Source organism: Paracoccus pantotrophus (genome assembly GCF_008824185.1).
Lineage (GTDB): Bacteria > Pseudomonadota > Alphaproteobacteria > Rhodobacterales > Rhodobacteraceae > Paracoccus > Paracoccus pantotrophus.
Map to the genome: position 1 here is coordinate 1,697,412 of NZ_CP044426.1, position 24,073 is coordinate 1,721,484.

Here is a 24,073-nt window from a genome sequence, read left to right on the forward strand (position 1 = left end):
CATGTATCACGGCAAACCCTGCTGGTTCGAGCTCTCCGCCGCCAGGGGCGGGCTCGACGCGGCCGAAAGCTTCTATGGCAAGGTCTTCGGCTGGACCATCGCGGACTCGGGGATGGAAGGCTTTACCTATCGCCTGGCCAGCCATGGCGGCGACATGGTCGCCGGGCTGATGGAAATGCCCGAGGATTGCGCCGAGGTGCCGCCCTTTTGGATGGTCTATTTCGACGTGGACGATGCCGATGCCACCGCGGCCAAGATCAAGGCCCTGGGCGGCTCGGTGTTCCGCGAGCCGGCCGACATTCCCGGTACCGGTCGCTATGCCGTCGTCACCGACCCGCAGGGCGCCACCTTCGGCATCCTGCAACCGGCGCCGATGGACCCGCAGCCTCCGGTCGAATCCGGGGCCTGGAACCAGGGCAAGGAAAGCCACGGCAACTGGATCGAGCTGATGTCCACCGATCCCGGCGCGGGCTTGGACTTCTATGCCGAGCTGTTCGGCTGGACCAAGTCCACCGCCATGGACATGGGCGAGATGGGCACCTACCAGCTGTTTTCCTGGCAGGGCACCGATATCGGCGGCATGATGGGGCTGGGCAATGCGCCGGTGCCGTGCTGGCTGCCCTATTTCGGCGTGAACGGCGTCGATGCCGCCATCGCCCGCATCCGCGAGGGGGGCGGCGAGGTGCTGCACGGGCCGATGGAGGTGCCGGGTCCGGCCTTCATCGCGGTGGCGCGCGACCCGCAGGGCGCGCATTTCGCCGTGGTCGGGCCCAAGGACGAAATGTCATGATCCGCGCATCCCTGATCGCGCTCGCCCTCTGGGCCGCACCCGCTGCGGCCCAGGAGGTGACGCCGGAGAGCATCCCCCGCGGCCAGCAGGACTATCACGCCGCAGCCGCCGGGGCCTATCGCCTGGACCCGACGCATTCGGCGGTGCAGGCCCGCGTGCCGCATATGGGCTTTTCGGTCAGCGTCTTCCGCTTCGGCACCGTCTCGGGCCAGCTCGACTGGAACCCGGACGACCCGGCGCAAAGCCGGCTGGAAGCCGAGGTCGAGATCGCCTCGGTCATGACCCCGGTCCAGGGCTTTGCCGAGATCCTGACCGGCCCGGACTATCTGGACAGCGCGACGAACCCCACCGCACGCTTCATCGCCGACAGCTTCAGCGCGGAGAGCCCGACCAAGGGCAAGGTCTCGGGCCAGCTGACGCTGCTGGGCAAGACCCAGCCCGCGACATTCGAGGTGACGCTGATCGGCGCGGGCAAGGGCTATACCGGCGACGAATCCGGCAACCCGATCATCCGCGACCTGATCGGGCTGCATGCCCGGACCGATATCGACCCGCAGGCCCATGGCATGAACGAATTCTTCACCGATCCGATCACCATCGAAATCGACGCCGAGTTCGCCCGGCAGGAGTAAGCCATGACATTCGTGATCACCACCTATGACTGGGTGTCGCCCTTTGCCGTCGGCTATGTCCGCGACCTGCGCATCCGCTGGGCCTGCGAGGAAGCCGGCCTGCCCTATCAGATCGAGACCACCAGCGTACGCGAAAAGACCCCGCAGCATTTCGCCCGCCAGCCCTTCGGGCAGGTGCCGATCCTGCGCGACGGCGAACTGTCGCTGTTCGAGAGCGGCGCGATCCTGCTTTACCTGGGCGAACGCTCCGAGGCGCTGATGCCGCGCGAGGCCGCCGCGCGGGCCGAAACGCAGCAATGGCTGGTCGCCGCGCTCAACAGCCTTGAACCGGCGGTGATGGCCATGGCGCTGGCGCGGATCTTCGACCAGGATGCAAGGGCCGAGGAACTGGCCCTGCCCCGCCTGCACGAGCGTCTGGGGCAGCTGGTCCCGGTACTGGAAGGGCGGGACTTCATCGCCGCCGGCCGCTTCACCGTCGCCGACCTCCTGCTGGCCGATGTGCTGCGCGTGGTGGACAGCGTGGGCGAACTGGCGGCCCATCCGGTGCTTTCCGCCTACATGAACCGCATCACCGCCCGCCCGGCCTTCCAGCGCGCCCATGCCGCGCAGGTCGCGCATTTCGCGCAGGCCGCGTGATGCTGACGCTCTATGGCCACCCGCTGTCCTCCTATACGCAGAAGGTGCTGATCGCACTTTACGAACTGGGGACGGATTTCGAGTTTCGCCATATCGACCTGGGCGACGAGGGCGACCGGGCGCTGATGCGGTCGGTCGAGCCGATGGGCCGGATGCCGGCGCTGCGCGAGGGCGATCTGGTGCTGTCGCAAAGCTCGCTGATGATCGAATGGCTGGACCGGCACCATCCCGGACCGCAGCGCCTGCTGGACCCCGACCCCGACGCCTCGCTGCCGGCGCGGCAATGGGACCGCTTCCTGGATTTCCAGGTCATGCAGATGATGCAGCAGATCGTCGATGCCCGCATCTTCATGGCCGAGGGGGCCGAGGAACGGGTCGCGCCCTTCGCCCGCGGCAAGCTGGACCTGGCCTATGCCGCGCTCGACCGCCATCTGGACGGGCGCGACTGGATCGCGGGCGGCTTCGGCCTGGCCGATTGCGCCGCCATGCCGGCGCTGTTCTATGCCGGCGCCATCCATCCCTTCGCGGATCATCCGCGCCTGACCGGGTATTTCGAGCGGCTGGTGGCGCGGCCCTCGGTCCAGCGGGTGATCGAGGGCGCGCGGCCCTTCTATGGCTGGTTCCCGTTCAAGGACGGGATCGCGGCGCGGTTTCTCTAGCGCCTCTTGGCCTTTCGCCGTGGTTTCGCTATCCCCTTTTCGATTCGAGGGGTAAGCGACATGGCCATGGACAAGAATTTCGACGCCGGAACCGCCGAGGCGCGGATCGCGCGGGAATGGGCGGCAAGCAATGCCTTCGCCGCGGGCGCCAATGCGAAGCCGGGGGCGGAAAGCTTCTCGGTGGTGATCCCGCCCCCGAACGTGACCGGCAGCCTGCATATCGGCCACGCGCTGAACAACACGCTGCAGGACATCCTGGTGCGGTGGCACCGGATGCGCGGCTTTGACACGCTCTGGCAGCCGGGCCAGGACCATGCCGGCATCGCCACGCAGATGGTGGTCGAGCGCCGCATGGCCGAGCGGCAGGAGCCGAACCGCCGCGACATCGGGCGCGAGACCTTCCTGCAGAAGGTCTGGGCCTGGAAGCAGGAATCCGGCCATACCATCATCGAGCAGCTGAAACGCCTGGGCGCTTCCTGCGACTGGTCCAGGAATGCCTTCACCATGTCCGGCGCCCCCGGCGCCCCCGCGGGCGAAGAGGGCAATTTCCACGATGCCGTCATCAAGGTCTTCGTGGACATGTATGAGAAGGGCCTGATCTATCGCGGCAAGCGGCTGGTCAACTGGGATCCGCATTTCGAGACCGCGATTTCCGACCTCGAGGTCGAGAACCGCGAGGTTCCCGGCCATATGTGGCATTTCAAATATCCGCTGGCCGGCGGCGAGACCTATGAATACGTGGAACGCGACGCCGACGGCAACGTCACCCTGCGCGAGATGCGGGACTATATCAGCATCGCCACCACCCGGCCCGAAACCATGCTGGGCGACGGCGCGGTCGCGGTGCATCCGGACGACGCCCGCTATGCCCCCATCGTCGGCAAGCTTTGCGAGATCCCGGTCGGACCCAAGGAACACCGCCGCCTGATCCCCATCATCACCGATGAATATCCCGACCCGGATTTCGGCTCGGGCGCGGTCAAGATCACCGGCGCGCATGACTTCAACGACTATGCCGTGGCCATGCGCAACGGCATCCCGCTTTACGTGCTGATGGACGGCAAGGGGCGGATGCGCGCCGACGGGCTGAGCTACGAGGAAAGCGCCGAGATCGCTACCCGCGCCGCCAAGGGCGAGGACGTGGGCGACGTCTCGAACGTGAACCTGGTGCCCGAGGAATTGCGCGGCCTCGACCGCTACGAGGCGCGGGCCCGCGTGATCGAGGCGATCACCGAGGAAGGGCTGGCCGTCACCTATCTGCACAAGTCCATCGACAAGGAGACCGGCGCCGAGCATCTGGAGCGCCGGCCGCTGGTCGATGCCAAGCCGATCATGCAGCCCTTCGGCGACCGCTCGGGCGTGGTCATCGAGCCGATGCTGACCGACCAGTGGTTCGTGGACACCGCCAAGATCGTCGGCCCGGCGCTGGAGGCGGTGCGCTCGGGCCAGACCCGCATCCTGCCCGAGCAGCATGAAAAGGTCTATTTCCACTGGCTGGAGAATATCGAGCCCTGGACCATCAGCCGCCAGCTGTGGTGGGGCCACCAGATCCCGGTCTGGTACGGGCTCGACCTGCGGCTGGAAGGCCAGGTCGAGGACGACCATGACGGCGTGCTGGACGAGGTCGAGATCTTCGCCCTGCTGGAAGAAGGCCTGGTGCATCGCGACGAGATCCACCACGCCGCCCCGAGCTTTGCCGAGGTGGTCGAGAAGTTCCGCGATGCCATCGCCGAACTGCCGGTGCCGCTGGAAATGGCCCGCGTCATCGAGGTCGCCGATCGCGAGGCCGCCATCGACGCCTTTGCCCAGGGGCTGGCCGATTACAACCTGACCCAGGATCCGACCAAGCTGGTCTATCCGGTCTGGCGCGACGCGGATGTTCTGGACACCTGGTTTTCCTCGGGGCTCTGGCCCATCGGCACGCTGGGCTGGCCCGAGGATACGGCCGAGCTGCGCCAGTATTTCCCGACATCGGTGCTGGTGACGGGCTTCGACATCATCTTCTTCTGGGTGGCCCGGATGATGATGATGCAGCTGGCCGTGGTCGGGCAGGTGCCGTTCCGCACTGTCTATGTGCATGGGCTGGTGCGCGACGAAAAGGGCGCCAAGATGTCGAAGTCGAAAGGCAACGTCATCGACCCGCTGACCCTGATCGACGAATATGGCGCCGACGCGCTGCGCTTTACCCTGACCAGCATGGCCGCCATGGGCCGCGACCCCAAGCTGGGGCCGAAGCATGTCGAGGCGAACCGCAATTTCGTCACCAAGATCTGGAACGCCACCCGCTTTGCCGAGATGAACGGCGTGCGCGGCGGCGGGGCGCGGCCCCAGCCGCAACATGTGGTGAACCGCTGGATCATCGGCGAGGTCGCCCGCATCCGGCAGGCCACCGACGAGGCGCTGGAATCGTTCCGCTTCAACGACGCCGCGACCGGGCTTTACGCCTTCGTCTGGGGCAAGGTCTGCGACTGGTATGTCGAGTTCTCCAAGCCGCTGTTCGACGGCGCGTATCGCGAGGAGACCCAGGCCACCATGGGCTGGGTGCTGGACCAGTGCTACACGATGCTGCACCCGATCATGCCCTTCGTCACCGAGGAGCTTTGGGCGCTGACCGGGGATCGCCAGCGGATGCTGGTGCATGGCGACTGGCCGGAATACGGGCCCGAGCTGATCGACGCCGAGGCCGACCGGCAGATGAACTGGGTGATCCAGCTCATCGAGGCCATCCGCTCGGCCCGCGCCCAGATCGGCGTGCCGGCCGGCGCCCGTCCCGACCTGATCGTAACCGAGGCCGACGATGCGGCGCGGGCGGCGCTGGCCGCCAACGCGCCGCTGATCGAGCGGCTGGCACGGGTGAATGCGCCTGTCGAGGGCACCATGGGGCCGGGCATGATCTCGGTCGCGGCGCTGGGGGCGAGCTTCGCGCTGCCGGTGGGCGAGATGATCGACGTCGGTGCCGAGACGGCGCGGCTGGAAAAGGCGGCGGCCAAGGCCGAGAAGGATGCCTCGGGCCTGCGCGGGCGGCTGGGCAACCCGCGCTTTGTCGAGAATGCCGAGCCCGAGGTGATCGAGGAGACGCGCGAGAAGCTTGCCGCGCTGGAGGACGATCTGGCCCGCATCCGCGCGGCCCTGGCGCAGCTGGCGGCGATGTGACCCCCGGCTTTTGCGCCGTGCCGGTGGCGCGGTCGCAAGGGTATTTGGGGAACGAAGAAGATCAGGGCCGCTTGGACAGGGCGGCCTTGATGCTTTCGGCAATCATCGCCGGGACTTGCGGGGCAAGGCCCACCGGGGGCAGGACGAGGCCCTGGAAGCCGGCCTGGGAAAGCGCCGCGGGCAGGTCGTCGGTGACGTGCTCGGCCTGGGTGGCAAAGAGCGGCAGGCAGATCGCGCGTTCGGGCAGGTCGCGCGCGGCATCGGCGATGAAGGGGGCTTCCTCGATGAAGCCGCAGGTCGCGGCGGCGGCATACGGGGCGAGGCCGGCGGCGATCCGGCGCGCCGCCTCGGAGGGCGCGCGCGAGCGGCCGGAGCCGTGGGCGGCGACCAGCAGCCGGGTTCCAGCAAGGGGCCAGCCCTGCGTCTCGGCCGCCTGGGCGATCAGGGCGAGGCAAAGCGCAGGCAGGCCGGGGTCGCTGCCGAAGGGCGGCAGGATGCGAGCCTTGGGCGCGCCGGCCAGTGCCAGGCGGCGGGGCAATTCGCTGCGAGTGAACCAGCCCGTCGCCATGAACAGCGGATAGATCAGCGTTTCGTCATCGGCCCGATCCAGCGCGCCGGGCATGGCCAGCGTCGCGCCCCGGACGCAGGCCTGCGGCACCAGCGGCGCGACACGGGCGGCCAGCGCCTCGATGGCCCGTTGCTGCGGAGCGGGGTCGCCGGGCTGGCCATGGGCGACGATGAGGACGTTACGCACGGAAGGCGGCGGCAAAGGGCTCGGGGATGGCGAATGCCTCCAGCGCCCGGGCACGGGCCATGGCCGACATCTTGCGCGCGGTCTTTTCCACGATGCGCTGCAGCTCGTCCGGGTCGCGGCCTTCGGCGAAGGGCCCCATATACCAGCGGATGAAGGTGAAGCAGGCGACGTCTTCCAGCGCCTGCACCTCGCCGTCGCGCTTGATGCCCTGCTTGGTCAGCATCTTCTCGGCGGCAGCGATGTCCTCGTCGCCATAGCCGGCCTCGCGCATGATGCCGGCGATGCGGGCGGCGTGGCGGCGGCCCTGTTCGGTGCGCCAGGCCAGGTAGCCGGCGCGGTCCATCGGATAGGCGTCGCGCGGCAGTTTCCACCGTTCGACATGCTGGCCGCGGCAGGCAACGCGCAGGGGCTCGGAGGCGTCCGGGTAAAGCGCCTGCTGCTCGGCCGTCATGCGCTGGCCATAGAGCAGCGCCTCGGGCCGGCCCTCGGGGTCGAGATGCGGGTCGGCGGCATTGGCCTTGTCGATGGCGTCGAAAGCTTTCTGAAGGCGGGTCATGCGGTCCTCTTTTTGCGCCATCATGCCGCAGCGGCGCGCGGCGTCAACGCGGATTGCCGTCGCGCGGGCGCGAAGCTAGGCTTTCGGCATGGAATGGGGCGAATTCACCTTGGCGCTGGCGGCCTTCCTGGGCTCGCATGTCATCCCTGCGCGGCTGCGCGGGCCGCTGGTCGCAAGCCTGGGCAAGCGCGGCTATATCGCCGGCTACAGCCTGCTGTCTCTGGCGCTGCTTTACTGGCTGATCCTGGCGGCGGGCCGGGCGCCCTTTGTCGAGATCTGGCCGCAGGAACCCTGGATGCGCTGGCTGGTCAACCTGGCCATGCCGGTCGCCGTGGCCATGGCGCTCGTGGGGGGCATGGCGGGGCTGATGGGCGGATTTGTCCTGTGGGGCGCGGCGCATCTGCTGGCCAATGGCGACCTGGCGCATGTCGTACTGTTCGGGCTCTTGCTGGCCTATGCGCTGTTCGGCCTGGCGATCAGCCTGCGGCAGGGCGTGGCGCTGCGCCTGACCTGGCCGCGCCTGGCCCTGGCGGCGCTGGCCTGGGCGGCGCTGCTGTATCTGCACCTGCCGGTGATCGGCGTCAGCCCCCTGCCCTGAGCTTGGGCCGGAAGCCGGGAGGAATGCGGTCGCGGCGCTCCAGCATCAGGTCGGCCAGCATCGCGGCGACGGCCGGCGCCATGGCCAGGCCGATCTTGAAGCCGCCATTGGCGACGTAATGGCCCGGTCGCCCCGGCCAGGGCCCGACCAGGGGCGCGCGCGACCCGGCGCGGGGCCGGATGCCGGCCCAGCGGTCGATCACCGGGGCATCCGCCAGCGCCGGGCACAGCGCGCGCGCCTTGTCGATCACCGCCTCGAGCTGTTCGTCCGTCCGCCGGTCCAGCACGTCGCGTTCGGTGGTCGAGCCGATCGCCACCGTTCCATCGGCATGGGGAATGACATGGATCCCGTCGGCAAAGACCTGCGGCTGGTCGCGCAGGTCCAGCGCCAGCAGCGCCGACTGCCCCTTGACGCCATTGCCGCCAAAGGGTGCCAGCCCCGCCGCCCCGGTGGCCCAGATCGCCGGAGCGTCCGGCGGCGCGGCCTGGCCCTCGACGATCTCGCCGCCCTGGGCACGGATCGCGGCGGCCAGCGCCGCCCCGGCACGGCGCGGGCTGATCCGTGCCGTCAGCCGGTCCACCAGCCACAGCCCCGAGGGCGAGACCGGGACCAGCGCCCCCTGCGGCCGGTCGGTCAGCTCCATCCCCGCCCATTCCGGCCAATAGGCGCGGGCGGCCTTGATCCGCTCGGCCATGCGCGCCTCGGCACCCTGGGCCACGGGCTGAATGCGGCCGGTGCGGGCATAGCCGGGATCGACGCCGCCCGCCGTTCCGACTTCGGCCCACCAATCCGCCGCCTCGATCAGCGCATCCAGCTGCACCTGCTTCTTGTCGTTCCAGTTCTCGGGCGCATGCGGGGCCAGCGCACCGACATGGCCGCCCGAGGCGCCGGCGCCGATCCGCGCCGCCTCGAACAAGCGCACCTTGCGGCCGCGCCGCACCAGTTCCCATGCGCAGGCCAGGCCGAAAATGCCGCCGCCCGCCACCGTGATTTCCCTTGCCATCCGGTCCCTTTCGCCGCATCTGCCCTGCAAGAAGGAGTTAGCGCGAATGCAGCCATCCGACCAGAGCAGCGCCGACCTGGACTGGCGCGAGGGCGCGGTCCCCGTCTCGCGCCGTTTCGACGATCCCTATTTCAGCCTGAACGGCGGGCTGGACGAGACGCGCCACGTCTTCCTGGCCGGCAACGACCTGCCCCAGCGGCTGCGCCCCGGCTTCCATGTCGCGGAACTGGGCTTCGGCACCGGGCTGAACCTGCTGGCGCTGGCGCAACTCGCCACGGTGCCGATCCGCTTTACCAGTTTCGAGGCCTTCCCGATGAGCGTGGGCGAACTGGTCCGCGCCCATGCCGCCTTTCCCGAACTGGCGCCGCTGGCGCGCCAGTTGCGCGACCATTGGCCGCAGCCGCGCTTTACCCTGGGCACCGTCGCGGTCGAGATCATCAAGGCCGATGCCCGCGAGGCGCTGCCCGGCTGGGACGGCCGCGCCGATGCCTGGTTCCTCGACGGCTTCTCGCCGGCCAAGAACCCCGAGCTTTGGGGCGAGGCGCTGATGGCCGAGGTGGCGGCCCATACCGCGCCGGGCGGCACATTCGCGACCTATACCGCGGCCGGCCATGTGCGCCGGGCGCTGGCGGCGGCGGGCTTTGCGGTCAGCCGCACCCCCGGATTCGCCGGCAAGCGCCACATGAGCCGCGGCCGGCTCTAGCGCCGCACCCGCGGGATGCGCGAGGGGGCATAGGTCGGGGCATGCGGCGGCCGGCCATGGGTGCGGCGCCAGAAGCCCGGCCCGCCCCGGCGCAGGAAGACCGGCACCGCCAGCACGATCCCGGCCAGGAAACCGGCGGCATGGGCGACATAGGCCACGCCGTCATCGACCACGGTGGCGCTCGACAAAAGCTGGATGCCGAACCAGGCCAGCAGCAACACCCAGGCCGGCATGGTAAAGCGGCGGATGATGACGATGATGATCGCGATCACGTCGACGCGGGCGCGCGGGAACATCAGCAGGTATCCCCCCATCACCCCGGCGATGGCCCCCGAGGCGCCGACCATGGGAATGTCGCCCATCGGATCGGCGGCGATCTGCCCCGCCGCCGCCGCCAGCCCGCAGGCAAGATAGAAGGCCAGAAAGCCGAAACGGCCCATCTGGTCCTCCAGATTGTCGCCAAACACCCACAGGAACAGCATGTTGCCGGCGATATGCATGATCCCGGCATGCAGGAACATATGCGTCACCAGCCCCCACAGCCACTCGCCTTGCGCGATGGCGGCGGGATAAAGCGCCAACCGGTACCACAGCCCGACCTGCCCGCCCGCCCAGGGCATGGTGATCAGGAACATCGCCACGTTGAGAAGGATCAGCGCATGGGTGACATAGGGCGTGCGCGCCGAGGGGTTATGGTCGCGGATCGGGAACATGCCCGCAGCCTGAAGCATCGCGGTGGTGCACGCAAGCGGCCCTGTTCGGATGGCCGGACCGCGTATAGCATCGGCTGCGAATCGCATCGAGGAGGGGCCGATGACCAGCCTGACCGACCGCAGGAACGCCGCCATCTCGCGCGGGGTGGGCATGACCACGCAAATCTATGCCGAGCGCGCCGAGAATGCCGAGATCTGGGACAAGGACGGCAACCGCTATATCGACTTCGCCGCCGGCATCGCCGTGGTCAATACCGGCCACCGCCACCCGCGGGTCGTCGAGGCGGTCAAGGCCCAGCTCGACCGCTTCACCCATACCTGCCACCAGGTCGTGCCCTATGAGAATTACGTCGCCCTGGCCGAGCGGCTGAACCGGCTCGTCCCCGGCGACGGCCCGAAAAAGACCGCCTTCTACACCACCGGCGCCGAGGCGGTCGAGAATGCGGTCAAGATCGCCCGCCACCATACCGGCCGCGCCGGGGTGGTGGCCTTCGCCGGCGGCTTCCACGGCCGCACCTTCCTGGGCATGTCGCTGACCGGCAAGGTCCAGCCCTACAAGGCCGGGTTCGGGCCGATGATGAACGACATCTGGCACCTGCCCTTCCCCAACCCGCTGCACGGCGTCACGGCCGAGGAGGCGCTGGCGGCGCTGGACCGGCTGTTCAAGGCCGATATCGACCCCTCGCGCGTCGCCGCGATCATCGTCGAGCCGGTGCAGGGCGAGGGCGGCTTCTACGAGGCGCCGGCGGGCTTCATCCAGCGCCTGCGGCAGATCTGCGACCAGTATTCGATCCTGCTGATCGCCGACGAGGTGCAGACCGGCTTCGCCCGCACCGGCAAGCTGTTCGCGATGGAACACCACGGCACCGCCGCCGACATCACCACCATGGCCAAGGGGCTGGGCGGCGGGCTGCCGATCAGCGCCGTCACCGGCCGCGCCGATGTCATGGACAGCCCCGCGCCGGGAGGCCTGGGCGGCACCTATGCCGGCAACCCGCTGGCCGTCGCCGCCGCCCATGCGGTGCTGGACGTGATCGAGGACGAGGGGCTCTGCGACCGCGCCACCCGGCTTGGCCAGCGGCTGAAGCAGCGCCTGGCCGGCATCGCCGAAACCGTGCCGGAAATCGTCGACATCCGCGGCCCCGGCTTCATGAACGCCGTCGAGTTCAACATCGCCAGCACCGACAGGCCCAGCCCGGATTTCGCCAACCGCGTCCGCGAAGAGGCGCTCGCCCGCAAGCTGATCCTGCTGACCTGCGGCGTGCATGGCAACGTGATCCGCTTCCTCGCACCGCTGACCATCCCCGACGCGGTCTTCGACGAGGCGCTGGACATTCTCGAGGACTCGATCCGCGCCGCCCGCGGCTGATCGCGCGCTTTCACCGTTTCGCAAATACCCCTGCGGCAGCGCCCCTGGGGAGCGTCGCTTGGGTGCTTGGAAAACGGAAACAGCCGCAAAACCGGGCCGGGCAGCGGCGCACGCCTTGTTTCCGTTTCTTAGATACCCGCGCGCGGGCGCGGCTGGGCGCTCAGCCCAAGGCCTTGGAGCCCATGGCCAGGAATTTCTGTCGCCGGTCCTTGACCAGTTCGGCGGGCTTCCTGCCGGCCAGTTCGCCCAGCATGACGGCGATCGCCTCGCCCACCGCCGCAATGGTCTCGGCCGGGGCACGCTGCGCGCCGCCCACCGGCTCGGCGATGATCCGGTCGATCACCTCCAGCTTCTTCAGATCCTGCGCCGTCAGCTTCAGCGCATGCGCCGCCTCGCGCATCTTCTCGGCATCCTTCCACAGGATCGAGGCGCAGCCCTCGGGCGAGATCACCGAATAGATCGAATGCTCCAGCATGGCGATGCGGTTCGCCGTGGCAAAGGCCACCGCCCCGCCCGAGCCGCCCTCGCCGATGATGACCGAGACCAGCGGCACGCCGATCTGCAGGCATTTCTCGGTCGCTCGGGCGATGGCCTCGCTTTGCCCGCGTTCCTCGGCACCCTTGCCGGGATAGGCGCCGGGCGTGTCGACCAGGGTGATCACCGGCAGGCGGAAGCGGTCGGCCATGTCCATCAGCCGGATCGCCTTGCGATAGCCCTCGGGCCGGGCCATGCCGAAATTGTGAAAGATGCGCGACTTGGTGTCATTGCCCTTTTCATGGCCGATGACCACGCAGGGCTGGTCCTTGAACCGCGCGAGCCCGCCCATGACCGCGTGATCCTCGCCAAAGGCGCGGTCGCCGGCCAAGGGCGTGTATTCGGTGAAAAGCGCGTCGATGTAATCGCGGCAATGCGGCCGCTCCGGGTGACGGGCGACCTGCGTCTTGCGCCAGGGATCGAGCTGCTTGTAGAGGTCGCGCAGCATCTCCTCGGCCTTGCGGTCCAGCGCCGCCGCCTCCTTCTCCAGATCGACGCCTTCGCCCTTTCGGGCCAGTGCCCGCAGTTCCTCGGCCTTGCCCTCAAGATCGGCAAGGGGCTTTTCGAACTCCAGGTAAGTCATGCAGGGCTCCGCGCTGTCATCCGGTCGTCTGGTCCGCGCCCTATATGATCGCCGCGGGACGGGATTGCAACGTCAGCCTTGCCACCGCGACAGCGCGTCCTCGTCCTCGGCACGGGCCTCGACCCAGGCGCCGGGGCCGTCGGGGCCGATCTCGCGCTTCCAGAAGGGGGCGCGGGATTTCAGCCAGTCCATCAGGTATTCCGCCGCCTGGAAGGCCGCAACGCGGTGGCGGGCGGCGGTGGCGACCATCATGATCGGCTCGCCCGCCGCCAGCCGGCCATGGCGGTGCAGGATGCGCCAGTCGTCCAGCGCAAAGCGCCGCGCCGCCTCCTCGCCATAGGCTTGCAGCGCCTTCTCGGTCATGCCGGGGTAATGCTCGATCTCCAGCGCCACCAGCCGGCCGCCCTCGTCGCGCACCAGGCCGGTGAAGGTGACGACCGCGCCGGACCCCGCGCCGAAACCCGCCAGTTCGGCGCCCAGGTCGAAAGGCGCGCTCTGGACCCGGGCCGACATCTCAGCCCCCGGTCATCGGCGGGAAGAAGGCAACCTCGCGCGCCCCCGCCAGCGGCGCGTCCAGGTCGGCCAGTTCCTGGTCGACGGCCACGCGCACCGCCGACAGGTCGGCCAGCGCCGCCGCGTGCCATTCGTCCATGGCGGCAAGCTCGGCAACCAGCTCGCGCACGGTCGCGGCCCCGGTCTCGATCCGCTCGCGCGGCTGGCCGATGCGTTCGCGCAGCCAGGCGAAATACAGCACGTCAAGCGCCATGGTCATCCCTCAGGAAGGGCCGGGCCTTGGCGAAATAGTCCCAGCCGGTGATCGCGGTCAGCACCGCGGCGATCCAGATCAGCGCCAGCCCGGCCTGCGTTGCCAGGTCCGACCAGCTGTCGGACCAGGGCAGGCTGGTCTCGCCCACCAGCGGCGGGTGGCCGGTTTCATAATAGTTCAGCCCGGTGCCCAGGAAAAGCACGGCGATGGCCACCATCTGCGCCGTGGTCTTCCACTTGGCAAGCTTCGTGACCTTCAGCAACCGGGCCTTGTCGCCCAGGAATTCGCGCAGGCCCGAAACGAAGACCTCGCGGAACAGGATCACCGTCGCGGGCAGGATCAGCCAGGGGTTCATGCCGGAATAGCCGGTGATCACCACCACGGCGATGATGACCATGGCCTTGTCGGCGATCGGGTCCATGGCGGCGCCGAAGCGGCTTTCCTGGCCCCAGGCGCGGGCCAGGTAGCCGTCGAACCAATCGGTCACGGCCGCGATCAGGAACAGCGCCAGCGCCGCGAAATCGGCGAATGGCCGGCTGAGAAAAAAGAACATCAGCGGAACCAGCGGCGCGGCCGCAAGTCGCAGAACGGTCAGGATATTGGGCAAGGTCCAGCGCATGGGGGCAATCTAGGCTTTCGGCGCGGCGGGGGGAAGAGGCCCCGAGGCCATCGGCCGCATCCCCGCGTCACGCCGGATGCCCCTGCCCCCCTGCGCCATGGTCATGGGCGCAGAGCGCATGGTTGCCCAGGACCTCGATCACCCGGCAATCGGCGATGATGCCGCAGGCGCAATGCGCCAGCATGCGCTGCAATTCGTCGCGCAGCGCGCCCAGCCGGGCGATCCTGGCCTCGACCGCCGCCAGCTGGCGCCGGGCGATCTGGTCGGCGGCGGTGCAGGGCTGGCCGGGATGGTCCGACAGGCTCAGCAGTTCGCGGATCGCCTCCAGCGGAAAGCCCAGGTCGCGGGCATGGCGGATGAAGGCCAGCCGCTCTTGCGCCTTGGGCGTGTAAAGCCGCTGGTTGCCCGCCGTGCGCTCGGGCGGGGGCAAAAGGCCGATCTGCTCGTAATAGCGGATCGTGGGCACCTTGACGCCGGTGGCCTTGGCCAGCTTGCCGATGGCGATCATGAAAAAACCCCCTTGAAGCTATAGTCGCTAGAGGAATTAGGGTTCCGAATCATCGAAAGGCAATACCCCGCGCAGCGGCGCGGGCAGAAGAAGGATGATGGGTATGGAACAGGCACAGCGGCGCGAATGGACGGTGACGGGCATGGATTGCGCCTCGTGCAGCGCCAAGGTCATGCGCGCGGTCGAGCGGCTGCCCGGCGTCAGCGAGGTCAGCGTCGCCCTGATGGCCGAGCGGCTGGCGCTGACCCTGACGCCCGGTACCACAGCCGAAGCCGAGATCGAGGGGGTGGTGCGCAAGCTGGGCTACAACATCGCGCCCAAGGGGCCAGGGGCGCCCGGCCCGGCGCTGCCGGATGCGCCCGCCGCGGCATCGCACCCCGGCGTCCCCGTCCGCCCGGATCGCGGCGAAAGCTGGCACCGGACCGGCAAGGGCCGGCTGGTGATCCTGACCGGCCTGCTGCTGGCGGTCGCCTGGGGCCTTGAACTGCTGGCCCCGGCGGCGGCCGGCCAATGGGCTTTCCTGGCCGCCTGCCTGATCGGCGTTGCCCCGGTGACGCGCCGCGCCCTTGCCGCGTTGCGCATGGGCCAGCCCTTCACCATCGAGGCGCTGATGACCATTGCGGCCCTTGGCGCGCTGGTGATCGGCGCGGCACAGGAAGCCGCGCTGGTGGTGTTCCTGTTCGCCCTGGGCGAGCTGCTGGAGGGCGTCGCCGCCGGCAAGGCGCGCGACGGCATCCGGGCGCTGGCCGACCTGGTGCCGCGAACCGCGCTGCTGGAAATCGACGGCGGCGGCACCCGCGAAATTCCCGCCGACCGGCTGGCGATCGGCCAGGTCGTTCTGGTCCGGCCTGGCGACCGCATCCCCGCCGATGGCGAGATCGTCGCCGGCATCAGCGGCCTGGACGAAAGCCCCGTGACCGGCGAAAGCCTGCCCCGCAGCCGCGGGCCGGGCGAGCCGGTCCTTGCCGGCTCGATCAATACCGAGGCGGCGCTGCGCATCCGCGTCACCCGCGCGCCCTCGGACAACACCATCGCCCGCATCATCCGCCTGGTCGAGCAGGCCGAGGAATCCCGCGCCCCGACCGAGCGGTTCATCGACCGCTTCAGCCGCTGGTACATGCCCGCCGTGGTGGCGGCCGCCGCGCTGGCCATGCTGGTCCCGCCGCTGGGCTTCGGCGCCGATTGGGACACCTGGATCTATCGCGGGCTGGCGCTGCTGCTGATCGGCTGCCCCTGCGCGCTGGTGATCTCGGTCCCGGCCTCGATCGCCTCGGCGCTGTCCTCGGGCGCGCGGCGCGGCCTGCTGATGAAGGGCGGCGCGGTGATCGAGGCGGCGGCCCATGTCCGGCACCTGGCCTTTGACAAGACCGGCACGCTGACCCTGGGCCGGCCGGCGGTGGTGCGCATCCTGCCCGCCCCCGGCGTGACCGAGGCCGCGCTGCTGGCCGCCGCCGCCGGGGTCGAAGCCGGCTCCAGCCACCCGCTGGCCCAGGCCATCCTGCGCCGGGCGGCCGAGGCGGGGATCGCGCCGCTGCCTGCCCATGCCGCCCGCGCCCTGCCCGGCCAGGGGGTCGAGGCCATGCTGGGCCAGACCCGCGCCTGGGTCGCCGCGCCCCGGCATGCCGCGGCGATGGGCGGGCTGCGTGACGCGTCCGAAGCCGAAGGGATGGAGGCCCAGGGCATGACCGTGGTGGCCGTCTTCGACCAGCACCGGCCGCTGGGCCTGATCGCCCTGCGCGACGAGCCGCGCCCCGATGCCGCCGAGGCGCTGCGGCAGCTGAAGGCCATGGGGATCGAGGCGACCATGCTGACCGGCGACAATCCCCGCACCGCCCAGGCCATCGCCGGCGCGCTGGGGCTCGGCTTCCGGGCCGGGATGCTGCCCGCCGACAAGCTGGAAGCGATCCGCGACATGGCCGCGCAGGGGGGCGTGATGATGATCGGCGACGGCATCAACGACGCCCCGGCCCTGAAGCAGGCCAGCGTCGGCGTCGCCATGGGCTCGGGCACCGACGTGGCGCTGGAGACGGCGGATGCTGCGATCCTGCGCGACCGGGTGACGGATGTGCCGGCGCTGATCCGTCTGGCGCGGACCACGATGGCCAATATCCGCCAGAACATCGCCATCGCGCTGGGGCTGAAGGCGGTGTTTCTGGTCACATCGGTCCTGGGCATCACCGGGCTGTGGATCGCGATCCTGGCCGATACCGGCGCGACGGTGCTGGTGACGCTGAACGCGCTGCGCCTGCTGGGCCACGATCCCGGCAAGGCGGGCTGAGGCCGACGCGCCGGAGGGGCGGGCCGCTTGGCGATCCGCCCGAGGGCCAAGCGCCGTGCCGCCAGCCCGGATATCCGGGCCGCAGCGGAGTTCGATTGCTAGGGCGGTTGCACAAAGGGGGGCGCCCGTTCTCCCCGGACTGTCAAGCCGGACGATTGCCGTATCTTCGTTCGACGCGTCATGGGTGCCCGAAGCCGGACCGGCAATGCGATGGCCCGCTTGGCGCCGCCAAAGGCGGCGGGCCGCGCGCCGGGCGGCCTAGCCGATCCGGCGCTGAACTGATGCCCACCGCTTCGGCTTCCCGAACGGGCAAGAAGGCTTCTAGACGCGCCACGAATCTGACATCTCGATCCGGTGCGCGTCCGGGCTACACGGGTCGCTGAACACCCAGCGAAATCCAGCGGCATCTTTTTTCCGGCTGTCGAGGCCAGCCTGGGGTGACGCGCGGCGGCATCCGCCCAAGCGGCTGATATTTCATCGAAATGTGCGAGAGAATTGGTGGAGCCGAGGTCTTCCAAACCAATGCTCTCGGCCGTCCGCTGATGTTCACATAGGCATATGAATCAACGCAATTTTATCCAGTGATTGGCCGTTACCGTTTGCCTCTGTTCGCTGAAATCCGCTATACTGTGATGGGACAAATGATGGGACAGAGAGATGCCCAAGCTTACCGCGCGCAAGGTGGAAACCGCGAAGTCACCCGGCATGTATGGGGACGGCGAAGGACTATACCTGCGGATCGGACCTAGCGGCGCAAAATCTTGGATACTCCGCATGGTCGTCCCGTTGACGAACAAGCGCCGCGACCTCGGCTTGGGGCCAGTCTCGTTGGTATCGCTGGCGGAAGCCCGCGAGAAGTCGCGCGAGCTTCGTAAATACATCCGAGAGGGGGGAGACCCCGACGCGCTCCGCAAGAAAGAGACGCTGACGTTCGCCGAGGCGGCCCGGCGGGTCCATGCGCAACTCCTGCCGACATGGAAGAACAAGAAGCACGCCGAGACGTGGCTTTCCTCGGTCGAGGCTTATGCCAATCCGCATTTCGGGAACCGCCTTATTTCTACGGTCGGCACCGCCGATGTCCTGAAGGCGCTTACGCCGATATGGACAGAGAAGAACGAGACCGCGAGCCGTCTGAAGCAACGCATCTCTGCGGTCTTCGACTGGGCAAAGGGAGCCGGGCACTACCCGCACGAAAATCCGGTGAATGGCCTCAAAAAGGCCCTGCCGAAGGTGAAGGCATCGGATAGCCATATGGCGGCGCTTCCGTGGAGCGATGTCCCCGGGTTCATGATCGACCTCGCCGGGCGAGAAGGCGTCTCGGCGCGGACACTGGAATTCATCATTCTCACCGCCGTCCGTTCGGGAGAGGCGCGCGGTGCGCGCTGGTCGGAAATCGACCTTCCAGCGAGGACGTGGACCATCCCCGGGGAGCGGATGAAACGGGGCATCCCGCATCGGGTGCCTTTGAGCGCGGAAGCCCTAGCGGTGCTCGAAAAGGTCAAGGGACTTGATCCCGAGCTTGTCTTCCCAAGCCCTAACCGGGACAAGGACGGGAACGGGCAAGCACAATCCGACATGGTGTTCAAAGCCCTCTATAAGCGCATGAGCCGGGAAGGTTTCACAACCCACGGCTTCCGAAGCTCTTTCCGGGATTGGTGCAGCGAGAGCGCACATGCTGAACGGGAAATCGCCGAGGCCGCTCTGGCGCACGCTACGGGCAACTCTACGGAGCGTGCCTATGCCCGGTCCGATCTGTTCGAGCGGAGACGTAAGCTCATGGAGCGATGGGGGCAATATCTCGCTGGGAAGTCCGGGAATGTGGTGCAGTTGGCGAGGGGATGATCATGGACGAGTTGCAACGGGTTGCATTAGAGCGCAACGCGCGAAACTTCGCCAAAGAGAGAATAAAGAACTTCAAAGCAAACCCGTGGCACGGCCCTGTCACGGATGCCATAGAAATGGCCGCTGGTTTGCATAACAAAAGTTGTAAAACTAGCGATGGGCAAATGCGTATTTATATCTCTTACGCTCCGCATGGCCCAGAGCTATTACACTTGGCTGCCAAGGAGCATCGCGAAGCATTTCTTCTTGCCTGTCGGGTAGTGGCTTCGAGAATATCTGCCGAGCGCCGTCTGCCGCCTCGGTTGCGCGATTTTGCAGCGCATGCCATTATCGCCCCGCATGAAAAGGAAGGAGGGCTGCTTTCACAGCTTATTCCGCCCAGAAAGAGCGGACCCAAGAAATGGGACGATTGGCACGCAGGAACATTTATCAGGGGGCTTGCGTCATCTCTTCGGAAGGAATTCGGAATACTGCCAACGGAAAACGATGAAAATCCCGCCCGGAAAGCATCAAGATTGCCTAGTTCCATGGCAATAATTTCGGAAGAGTCGCGACAAGTCGAGAATACTGATTTTCGGCCTGTAACCCCAAACACTGTGAAAAGGTGGGTGACGGGGGACCACATAGGAAAAACGATAGACGGGGCGGTCAACGAACTTGGTCCATGGTTCTCTGAATGGATCGAGCACATCCATTCTGGGATGCGACACCCGAGGCCTGCTGCTCATCGTTCTCAAAGTTAGAGGCGAACTCTCTACACGCTCTGAAGCGAGAGATGTGAACAACATAGGTCATACGCGAACAAAGGAGTCTGCGCGATGACCGACGAATATGTGACCATCGGCTGGGTCCGCCGCTATACCAAGATGGGCAGGACATCCATCTATGCAGGTATCAAAGCTGGCATTCTCCCCAAGCAGGTCAAGATCGGACGTTCCAGCCGCTGGCTGCGTTCCGAGGTGGAGGCAGCTATTGCCAAGCTGGCTGCCCAGCGCACCGACAATTGAAAACCCGCCCATGCGCAGGCACGGACGGGGTAATCTCTGACAGGTTCAAATCAGATCATATCCCGGCTGCTTGCGCTTTCCAACAGGAAACGCATCTATGTCCAGTATGAAATCCTATCGCGGAACCGTTTCGGCTCGCCGCGACAATGAAACTGCCGCAATCATTCCCTTCGGACAGGTATATCAGCGCGCATACGACATTTCGCGCATGACGGAGAGGGAAATCGAGCGACGGCTTGCCGTGAGATGTGTGGTTGACGTGCTGGGCATGAGCAACCTCGAAATGAAAGAGTGGCTTGTCGCGAACTGGCTACTACTTCCGACCATATACGGGCGCATTGCTTGTATTGTGCCAGTCAGAGACGCAATAGATGGAGACGAATGGCTGCCGCCGGTTTCCATCAGTCGTTCGAGCTATTTCCGTGCGCTTCGGGGGCTTGAAGAAAAAGGGGTGATCTCCCGGACGCGCCTTCCGACGGGGACCGCGATCTTGCTCCATATTGATGAAGACTTTGCGATGAAATTCTATCGTCACTGGGAAATTATCGGCCAAAGCCATGACGCGGAGATGCAGGAATGATCTGCTCCGAGTCCTCCGATCACTACCCCGCCGAGATTTGCCGCGTGGTCCTCCCCAGAAAATCGTTCCGGCTCATCGAATGCCGGGACGGTGTCCAGTGGGTGATCCAGCATAACCGGAGAGGCGCTGACAAGCAGGCCACAGGCCGATGGCGCGCTGTGGCATATCCGACCACCAAAAGCGCCCTCATGCGCCTGTGGCGTGAGAAAACCGGCTCTATCAAGCCGAAAACCGCTGCTCTTCCGGCCAGCATCCAGCGCCCACGGCAAACCTACCAATAGGAAGCCCCACCATGAACACCCCGAGGACGCCTCGCCCGGTGCAACCCGTTGCACGCCGGTCCACCTCCATGCCGAACACCGTCGTTTCATTCCGCCAATCGGTTGCTACAAGTGTGGCGCGATTCCTTTCCACAGGTGAAGACGTGCCCGTCTTTGATAAGATGGCGTTTCTTCAATATGTGACCCGCCGCTGGCGGAAGTGGCTGAACCTCTCTGAGATATCGGCGGTGATCTATCTCGCTGACCGGACGATCTGCTGGGGGAAAGACCGCTTCACCGCGTCAGTTGAGAACATCCTGAAAGGCACCGACGAATACGCCGGTCTCGGGATTAGCCGCGCCACCTACTTCCGGATGATGGATCGTTTCGAGTCGCTGGGGATTATCAGGCGGAAACCGCAGAAACATGGCCGGGTCACGATCATTTTTAACCCACAATGGAACCCGGAGAAGACCGGTATTATTCCCGTTCCGAAGCGCCTGAAGGCGAAAGACGGTCTCAATTTGAGACTCGACCAGACTAAAAATGAGACACTGAATACAGATAGTAAGAACTTCGATAGTTCTATTGGCGATGCCGTCGCTGACGCGCCGACACCGCGCCTTTTCGTTCCGGGGGAAAAGGAGAAGAAGACCACCGCCCCGGAAAATGAAAACCAGACTGAATTTTTGGGCGCGGCCAAAGAATCTGGTAACTGCGACCAAGAGGAGCAACCCGTTGCAATTCGGGTTCGCCAGCGCATTTCCCGCATCCAAGCCGAAAGCCGCGCTGCGGTGGCCCGCAAGGCAGACGATGCACAGAAGCGCGCCGCCGAGCGCAAGTCGGGTGTGCTGACCGCGACCGAGCTTGAGCGCATCTGGATCAGGGCGCTGATGGAAGCTCACCCGCTCCGGTTGCACGTCGCATGGTCGCGCAAGGAGCAGGGCATGGTGAAGCAGGCCCAGCGGAAATGGGCCGAGGCCAAGACAGGCACCTTCGCGGAATTCCTCGACTTCGCCGCCCGGAACTGGGGCGCGGTGGTTCAGCGCAAGCTGGCGTGGATGACCAAGCCCGCTGCCCCGACCTATCCGAGCCTCGACTTCCTGATCTGGCGGCTGCGGGATTTCGTGGAGGTCTGGATCGACCGCAAGTCGCACGTTTTCGCCACCGATGCCGACAATGACCGCTACGCCCGGCTGATCGCCGCTGGCATGGGCCACGATGAAGCGGTCAAGGAGATTGCCCGCGAACAGGCCGCGCTGGACATGCGTCGCGAGATGGAACGCCGGGAGGCCAATGTCGCCAAGCAGGCCCGCCGCGCCAAGGAGCGCGAGGAACGCGCCGCCCGGCTGGAAGGCTTCACAGAGCGCGCTGCCCAGCTTCCGGACGGGTCGCAGGTGAAAGTCACACCGGGCACCCAACGCCGCCCCGGGCAGGTCTGGGGGCACCAACCCATTGTGAAAATCGAGAAGCCGCAGCCTGTTGCCCCGGAGACCCCACGCCCGGAACCGCCGCCGCTGGTCGATGCCTCAAACATGCTGATGATCACCGAGACGTGGGAGGAGGCCCGCGCCCGCGTCATGGCCGAGCAAGCCGCCAAGCGCAACAAGGAGATCGCCGCTGCCAAGGCCCGCATGGAAGCCCAGCCCAAGCCAGTTCTGAACCTGATGATCACCGAGACGTGGGAAGAGGCCCGTGCCCGCCGCAAAGCAAATCGGCTGAACTTGAATGGAGAGGACGAGCGAAGGTGCCCGCCGAAAACCGTCGTCTAAGCTGGGCACGTTGGACAACCAGCCATTCCCAACCCACCCCCACGCCATACTGAAGAAGGCCCTTTCTGTCTGACCAGAATAACCCGCAGAGGCATCCGTGCTTCCCATCATCACCCTGCGCTAATCGCGATCACCGCATATCCGCAAACCCGCGAAGACCTGACAAGGAGAATGCCCTATGACTGCTTTCCTCGCTATCATCTATCTCGCCTTCGGCCTGTTCTGGTGGCAGCGCATCGTCATTACTTGCCCAGCGCCGAACCAGCCCGAAGAGTGGCGCAGTGACCTGATCGGAGCCGACGCCCGCAGTGATGTCGCGCTGCTTGTCGCCAAGGGGACGTTCATCCTCCTTTGGCCGTTGGCGTTGGGCTTTGGCTGGCTGTCGGCACGTTTTCACTGAATTGCAACGGGTTGCAATAACGGCGGACTACTAATCTCCCACCCTGTGGTGCATTAGAGAGGCAGCACCGGGATGATCCGGGCTAAGGCGGACCTTGGCCTGTTCCGCCTTCAGGCGCACATACCCTCGGATCATTTTTTCCGTAAACTCATACCATCCCTGACGAGTCGCAGTTAAGATGCAACCATGAGGCTCACTCTTCAGCCGATTCATACGGTTATTGAACTTCTGTCGAGTTGCTGGCTTTTGACCCAGATCACCCATTACACGCTCATAGACCTTAAAAATATCAGAGCTTCTCTTCCGCAACTCATGCCCGTCAGCAACCGCAAATAATATCGCGCTATAAGTATCGTCATACTTCTGCGTCGCCTTTTCGTATGGCCCGCGCAGCTTCATATCCATAGCTCCAGCCGCATCTTCCATCGCCAAGGAGAACAGCTCAGGATTCACCATCCCGCCGTCCTTTGCTTCAAAAACTCGCCAGAACAGCTTTTCCGAGATAAAATGCACATAATACGGGAAACCATCACAAATCATAGCAATACGATAAATAGTCGTTCTATCAATCGTTATGCCCAAAGCCTCGGCTGCCGTTTCTACGATTTCAATCCTCGCATCCCAAGGTAACTTCCCCAGTGCAACGGCATGGAAGTAACGGTCTGCGCTACCATGCGCTGCCATCAACGCTTCTGCACTATCGGCAATTCCACAGAATATGAAGCAAGCTTCCACATGCTTGTCAGACACCTGCTTAACCAAGTTAGCAAAGTCTCTCTGCACATCAGGATTTGCAATCAAGTCGAATTCGTCCACAACAAAAACTGGTTTCCCGGAAAGTTCTTGGCATAGAAATTGAATTATGCGAACAGCATCATTTACAGAGAGAGGTTCATCAATATCCTTTTCCTTCCTCGCAGCAGACCCTTTCAGAATTCCGGACCACCCTTTGAACGAAAATCCGATGCTACCTTCTTTAGACTTGAGTTCCTCAGCGATTCTCGGGTCTTTCCCAAGCACCTCATCGAATATGTCTTTAATAATTGACTTAAATGTGCTTTGGGGATCACAGCTTACGATAATCGGATCATGCCCTTTTGATATCTTGAAAGCCGCCGTCTGAGCCAAAGAAGATTTCCCCACGCCACGCAACCCGTGAATCAGAACGTGCCGTCCAGGCGCGTATAGCGCTTTCTCAATCCCATGCAGTTGCTCTGCTCGCCCCTTCAAATACTCTTCGGATTGAAGTGGTCGTGAGGGCGATAGAACCTTGGACAATGCGTGTCCGAATTCCTGTTGTGTTTGGTTCAGAACTGCCCGCAGTGTTTCCAACTTATCCAAGATTGCTATCCGCTCTG

The 24,073-nt window shown here is 65.9% G+C and carries 25 protein-coding genes; 15 read left to right on the forward strand and 10 right to left on the reverse strand.

Annotation, left to right across the window (positions count from 1 at the left end):
* The first annotated feature begins 1 nt into the window (after position 1).
* Genes ESD82_RS18885 through ESD82_RS18905 form a run of 5 tightly spaced genes read left to right on the forward strand, consistent with a single transcriptional unit; the run spans position 2 to position 5,870 of the window.
* Positions 2-790, forward strand: coding sequence for a VOC family protein (locus tag ESD82_RS18885; RefSeq protein ID WP_147427630.1), 789 nt, complete (start codon positions 2-4; stop codon positions 788-790).
* Positions 787-1,422, forward strand: a complete 636-nt coding sequence (locus ESD82_RS18890) for a YceI family protein (RefSeq protein WP_147427629.1) — start codon at positions 787-789, stop codon at positions 1,420-1,422. Before ESD82_RS18885 ends, ESD82_RS18890 begins: the two co-directional genes overlap by 4 nt.
* Positions 1,423-1,425: 3 nt before the next feature.
* The gene (locus ESD82_RS18895) at positions 1,426-2,058 is read left to right on the forward strand and encodes a glutathione S-transferase family protein (protein ID WP_147427628.1); all 633 of its coding nucleotides are present in this window, start codon (positions 1,426-1,428) and stop codon (positions 2,056-2,058) included.
* On the forward strand, positions 2,058-2,717 hold the full coding sequence (locus ESD82_RS18900; protein WP_208852068.1) for a glutathione S-transferase family protein: 660 nt from the start codon (positions 2,058-2,060) through the stop codon (positions 2,715-2,717). Before ESD82_RS18895 ends, ESD82_RS18900 begins: the two co-directional genes overlap by 1 nt.
* A gap of 60 nt (positions 2,718-2,777) precedes the next feature.
* A complete protein-coding gene (locus tag ESD82_RS18905) occupies positions 2,778-5,870 on the forward strand; it encodes a valine--tRNA ligase (RefSeq protein WP_147427626.1) in 3,093 nt (1,030 codons plus the stop codon).
* Between the two features lie 61 nt (positions 5,871-5,931).
* Here ESD82_RS18905 and ESD82_RS18910 read toward each other — a convergent pair whose 3' ends face one another.
* Together ESD82_RS18910 and ESD82_RS18915 are read right to left on the reverse strand one after the other, a co-directional pair.
* Complete coding sequence (locus ESD82_RS18910) at positions 5,932-6,624, reverse strand: sirohydrochlorin chelatase (protein ID WP_024843549.1); 693 nt, start codon at positions 6,622-6,624, stop codon at positions 5,932-5,934.
* Positions 6,617-7,180, reverse strand: a complete 564-nt coding sequence (locus ESD82_RS18915) for a DUF4202 domain-containing protein (RefSeq protein WP_024843548.1) — start codon at positions 7,178-7,180, stop codon at positions 6,617-6,619. Before ESD82_RS18915 ends, ESD82_RS18910 begins: the two co-directional genes overlap by 8 nt.
* Before the next feature lie 88 nt (positions 7,181-7,268).
* Here ESD82_RS18915 and ESD82_RS18920 point away from each other — a divergent pair, with 88 nt between their 5' ends.
* Positions 7,269-7,778, forward strand: coding sequence for an NnrU family protein (locus tag ESD82_RS18920; RefSeq protein ID WP_147427625.1), 510 nt, complete (start codon positions 7,269-7,271; stop codon positions 7,776-7,778).
* Here the strand turns inward: ESD82_RS18920 and ESD82_RS18925 are convergent.
* Positions 7,762-8,781: an NAD(P)/FAD-dependent oxidoreductase gene (locus ESD82_RS18925; protein ID WP_024843546.1), complete on the reverse strand. Its 1,020-nt coding sequence runs from the start codon at positions 8,779-8,781 to the stop codon at positions 7,762-7,764. The genes ESD82_RS18920 and ESD82_RS18925 overlap by 17 nt on opposite strands.
* Positions 8,782-8,827: 46 nt before the next feature.
* Between ESD82_RS18925 and mnmD the strand changes: the two genes are divergently transcribed.
* Positions 8,828-9,484, forward strand: coding sequence for a tRNA (5-methylaminomethyl-2-thiouridine)(34)-methyltransferase MnmD (gene mnmD / locus ESD82_RS18930; RefSeq protein WP_024843545.1), 657 nt, complete (start codon positions 8,828-8,830; stop codon positions 9,482-9,484).
* On the opposite strand, the gene ESD82_RS18935 is transcribed toward mnmD, so the two are convergent.
* Positions 9,481-10,197 carry a rhomboid family intramembrane serine protease gene (locus ESD82_RS18935; protein ID WP_024843544.1) on the reverse strand — a complete coding sequence of 239 codons (717 nt, stop codon included), beginning with the start codon at positions 10,195-10,197 and terminating at the stop codon, positions 9,481-9,483. The genes mnmD and ESD82_RS18935 overlap by 4 nt on opposite strands.
* Positions 10,198-10,297: 100 nt before the next feature.
* Here ESD82_RS18935 and ESD82_RS18940 point away from each other — a divergent pair, with 100 nt between their 5' ends.
* The gene (locus tag ESD82_RS18940) at positions 10,298-11,566 is read left to right on the forward strand and encodes a 4-aminobutyrate--2-oxoglutarate transaminase (RefSeq protein ID WP_147427624.1); all 1,269 of its coding nucleotides are present in this window, start codon (positions 10,298-10,300) and stop codon (positions 11,564-11,566) included.
* Between the two features lie 160 nt (positions 11,567-11,726).
* On the opposite strand, the gene ESD82_RS18945 is transcribed toward ESD82_RS18940, so the two are convergent.
* The 5 genes from ESD82_RS18945 to ESD82_RS18965 form a co-directional block, all read right to left on the reverse strand.
* Positions 11,727-12,683, reverse strand: a complete 957-nt coding sequence (locus ESD82_RS18945; protein ID WP_024843542.1) for an acetyl-CoA carboxylase carboxyltransferase subunit alpha — start codon at positions 12,681-12,683, stop codon at positions 11,727-11,729.
* A 72-nt stretch (positions 12,684-12,755) separates the two neighbouring features.
* The gene (locus ESD82_RS18950; protein WP_024843541.1) at positions 12,756-13,196 is read right to left on the reverse strand and encodes a molybdenum cofactor biosynthesis protein MoaE; all 441 of its coding nucleotides are present in this window, start codon (positions 13,194-13,196) and stop codon (positions 12,756-12,758) included.
* A 1-nt stretch (position 13,197) separates the two neighbouring features.
* The gene (gene moaD / locus ESD82_RS18955; RefSeq protein WP_024843540.1) at positions 13,198-13,449 is read right to left on the reverse strand and encodes a molybdopterin converting factor subunit 1; all 252 of its coding nucleotides are present in this window, start codon (positions 13,447-13,449) and stop codon (positions 13,198-13,200) included.
* Complete coding sequence (gene pgsA / locus ESD82_RS18960; protein ID WP_147427623.1) at positions 13,439-14,068, reverse strand: CDP-diacylglycerol--glycerol-3-phosphate 3-phosphatidyltransferase; 630 nt, start codon at positions 14,066-14,068, stop codon at positions 13,439-13,441. The genes moaD and pgsA overlap by 11 nt, the downstream gene beginning before the upstream one ends.
* 67 nt (positions 14,069-14,135) lie before the next feature.
* Positions 14,136-14,576, reverse strand: a complete 441-nt coding sequence (locus ESD82_RS18965) for a MerR family transcriptional regulator (RefSeq protein WP_147427622.1) — start codon at positions 14,574-14,576, stop codon at positions 14,136-14,138.
* Positions 14,577-14,673: 97 nt separating this feature from the next.
* Here ESD82_RS18965 and ESD82_RS18970 point away from each other — a divergent pair, with 97 nt between their 5' ends.
* From ESD82_RS18970 to ESD82_RS19000, 7 genes are all read left to right on the forward strand, one after another.
* Positions 14,674-16,854 carry a heavy metal translocating P-type ATPase gene (locus ESD82_RS18970; RefSeq protein ID WP_028710085.1) on the forward strand — a complete coding sequence of 727 codons (2,181 nt, stop codon included), beginning with the start codon at positions 14,674-14,676 and terminating at the stop codon, positions 16,852-16,854.
* A 657-nt stretch (positions 16,855-17,511) separates the two neighbouring features.
* Entirely contained in the window at positions 17,512-18,696 is a 1,185-nt protein-coding gene (locus ESD82_RS18975) for a tyrosine-type recombinase/integrase (RefSeq protein WP_074990576.1), read from the forward strand.
* Between the two features lie 2 nt (positions 18,697-18,698).
* A complete protein-coding gene (locus ESD82_RS18980) occupies positions 18,699-19,439 on the forward strand; it encodes a hypothetical protein (RefSeq protein WP_147427621.1) in 741 nt (246 codons plus the stop codon).
* 75 nt (positions 19,440-19,514) lie between these two features.
* Positions 19,515-19,703 carry a helix-turn-helix transcriptional regulator gene (locus ESD82_RS18985; protein ID WP_147427620.1) on the forward strand — a complete coding sequence of 63 codons (189 nt, stop codon included), beginning with the start codon at positions 19,515-19,517 and terminating at the stop codon, positions 19,701-19,703.
* Between the two features lie 97 nt (positions 19,704-19,800).
* Positions 19,801-20,283: a hypothetical protein gene (locus tag ESD82_RS18990; protein ID WP_147427619.1), complete on the forward strand. Its 483-nt coding sequence runs from the start codon at positions 19,801-19,803 to the stop codon at positions 20,281-20,283.
* A gap of 349 nt (positions 20,284-20,632) precedes the next feature.
* Positions 20,633-22,315: a hypothetical protein gene (locus ESD82_RS18995; RefSeq protein WP_147427618.1), complete on the forward strand. Its 1,683-nt coding sequence runs from the start codon at positions 20,633-20,635 to the stop codon at positions 22,313-22,315.
* 178 nt (positions 22,316-22,493) lie between these two features.
* Positions 22,494-22,715 carry a hypothetical protein gene (locus ESD82_RS19000; protein WP_147427617.1) on the forward strand — a complete coding sequence of 74 codons (222 nt, stop codon included), beginning with the start codon at positions 22,494-22,496 and terminating at the stop codon, positions 22,713-22,715.
* Positions 22,716-22,745: 30 nt separating this feature from the next.
* Here ESD82_RS19000 and ESD82_RS19005 read toward each other — a convergent pair whose 3' ends face one another.
* Positions 22,746-24,056: an AAA family ATPase gene (locus ESD82_RS19005; RefSeq protein ID WP_167521786.1), complete on the reverse strand. Its 1,311-nt coding sequence runs from the start codon at positions 24,054-24,056 to the stop codon at positions 22,746-22,748.
* Between the last annotated feature and the right edge of the window lie 17 nt (positions 24,057-24,073).

Excerpts from the sequence above, each read along its gene's own strand:
- ESD82_RS18990 (WP_147427619.1), top strand. The coding sequence starts at position 19,801 with ATGTCCAGTATGAAATCCTATCGCGGAACCGTTTCGGCTCGCCGCGAC.
- ESD82_RS18965 (WP_147427622.1), bottom strand. The coding sequence starts at position 14,576 with ATGATCGCCATCGGCAAGCTGGCCAAGGCCACCGGCGTCAAGGTGCCC.
- ESD82_RS18925 (WP_024843546.1), bottom strand. The coding sequence starts at position 8,781 with ATGGCAAGGGAAATCACGGTGGCGGGCGGCGGCATTTTCGGCCTGGCC.
- ESD82_RS18945 (WP_024843542.1), bottom strand. The coding sequence starts at position 12,683 with ATGACTTACCTGGAGTTCGAAAAGCCCCTTGCCGATCTTGAGGGCAAG.
- ESD82_RS18980 (WP_147427621.1), top strand. The coding sequence starts at position 18,699 with ATGGACGAGTTGCAACGGGTTGCATTAGAGCGCAACGCGCGAAACTTC.
- ESD82_RS18985 (WP_147427620.1), top strand. The coding sequence starts at position 19,515 with ATGACCGACGAATATGTGACCATCGGCTGGGTCCGCCGCTATACCAAG.
- ESD82_RS18935 (WP_024843544.1), bottom strand. The coding sequence starts at position 10,197 with ATGTTCCCGATCCGCGACCATAACCCCTCGGCGCGCACGCCCTATGTC.
- moaD (WP_024843540.1), bottom strand. The coding sequence starts at position 13,449 with ATGGCGCTTGACGTGCTGTATTTCGCCTGGCTGCGCGAACGCATCGGC.
- ESD82_RS18900 (WP_208852068.1), top strand. The coding sequence starts at position 2,058 with ATGCTGACGCTCTATGGCCACCCGCTGTCCTCCTATACGCAGAAGGTG.
- ESD82_RS18915 (WP_024843548.1), bottom strand. The coding sequence starts at position 7,180 with ATGACCCGCCTTCAGAAAGCTTTCGACGCCATCGACAAGGCCAATGCC.
- ESD82_RS18885 (WP_147427630.1), top strand. The coding sequence starts at position 2 with ATGTATCACGGCAAACCCTGCTGGTTCGAGCTCTCCGCCGCCAGGGGC.
- ESD82_RS18920 (WP_147427625.1), top strand. The coding sequence starts at position 7,269 with ATGGAATGGGGCGAATTCACCTTGGCGCTGGCGGCCTTCCTGGGCTCG.
- ESD82_RS18895 (WP_147427628.1), top strand. The coding sequence starts at position 1,426 with ATGACATTCGTGATCACCACCTATGACTGGGTGTCGCCCTTTGCCGTC.
- ESD82_RS19000 (WP_147427617.1), top strand. The coding sequence starts at position 22,494 with ATGACTGCTTTCCTCGCTATCATCTATCTCGCCTTCGGCCTGTTCTGG.
- ESD82_RS18950 (WP_024843541.1), bottom strand. The coding sequence starts at position 13,196 with ATGTCGGCCCGGGTCCAGAGCGCGCCTTTCGACCTGGGCGCCGAACTG.
- ESD82_RS18890 (WP_147427629.1), top strand. The coding sequence starts at position 787 with ATGATCCGCGCATCCCTGATCGCGCTCGCCCTCTGGGCCGCACCCGCT.
- ESD82_RS18905 (WP_147427626.1), top strand. The coding sequence starts at position 2,778 with ATGGCCATGGACAAGAATTTCGACGCCGGAACCGCCGAGGCGCGGATC.
- ESD82_RS18940 (WP_147427624.1), top strand. The coding sequence starts at position 10,298 with ATGACCAGCCTGACCGACCGCAGGAACGCCGCCATCTCGCGCGGGGTG.
- ESD82_RS18995 (WP_147427618.1), top strand. The coding sequence starts at position 20,633 with ATGCCGAACACCGTCGTTTCATTCCGCCAATCGGTTGCTACAAGTGTG.
- ESD82_RS18970 (WP_028710085.1), top strand. The coding sequence starts at position 14,674 with ATGGGTATGGAACAGGCACAGCGGCGCGAATGGACGGTGACGGGCATG.
- ESD82_RS18975 (WP_074990576.1), top strand. The coding sequence starts at position 17,512 with ATGCCCAAGCTTACCGCGCGCAAGGTGGAAACCGCGAAGTCACCCGGC.
- mnmD (WP_024843545.1), top strand. The coding sequence starts at position 8,828 with ATGCAGCCATCCGACCAGAGCAGCGCCGACCTGGACTGGCGCGAGGGC.
- pgsA (WP_147427623.1), bottom strand. The coding sequence starts at position 14,068 with ATGCGCTGGACCTTGCCCAATATCCTGACCGTTCTGCGACTTGCGGCC.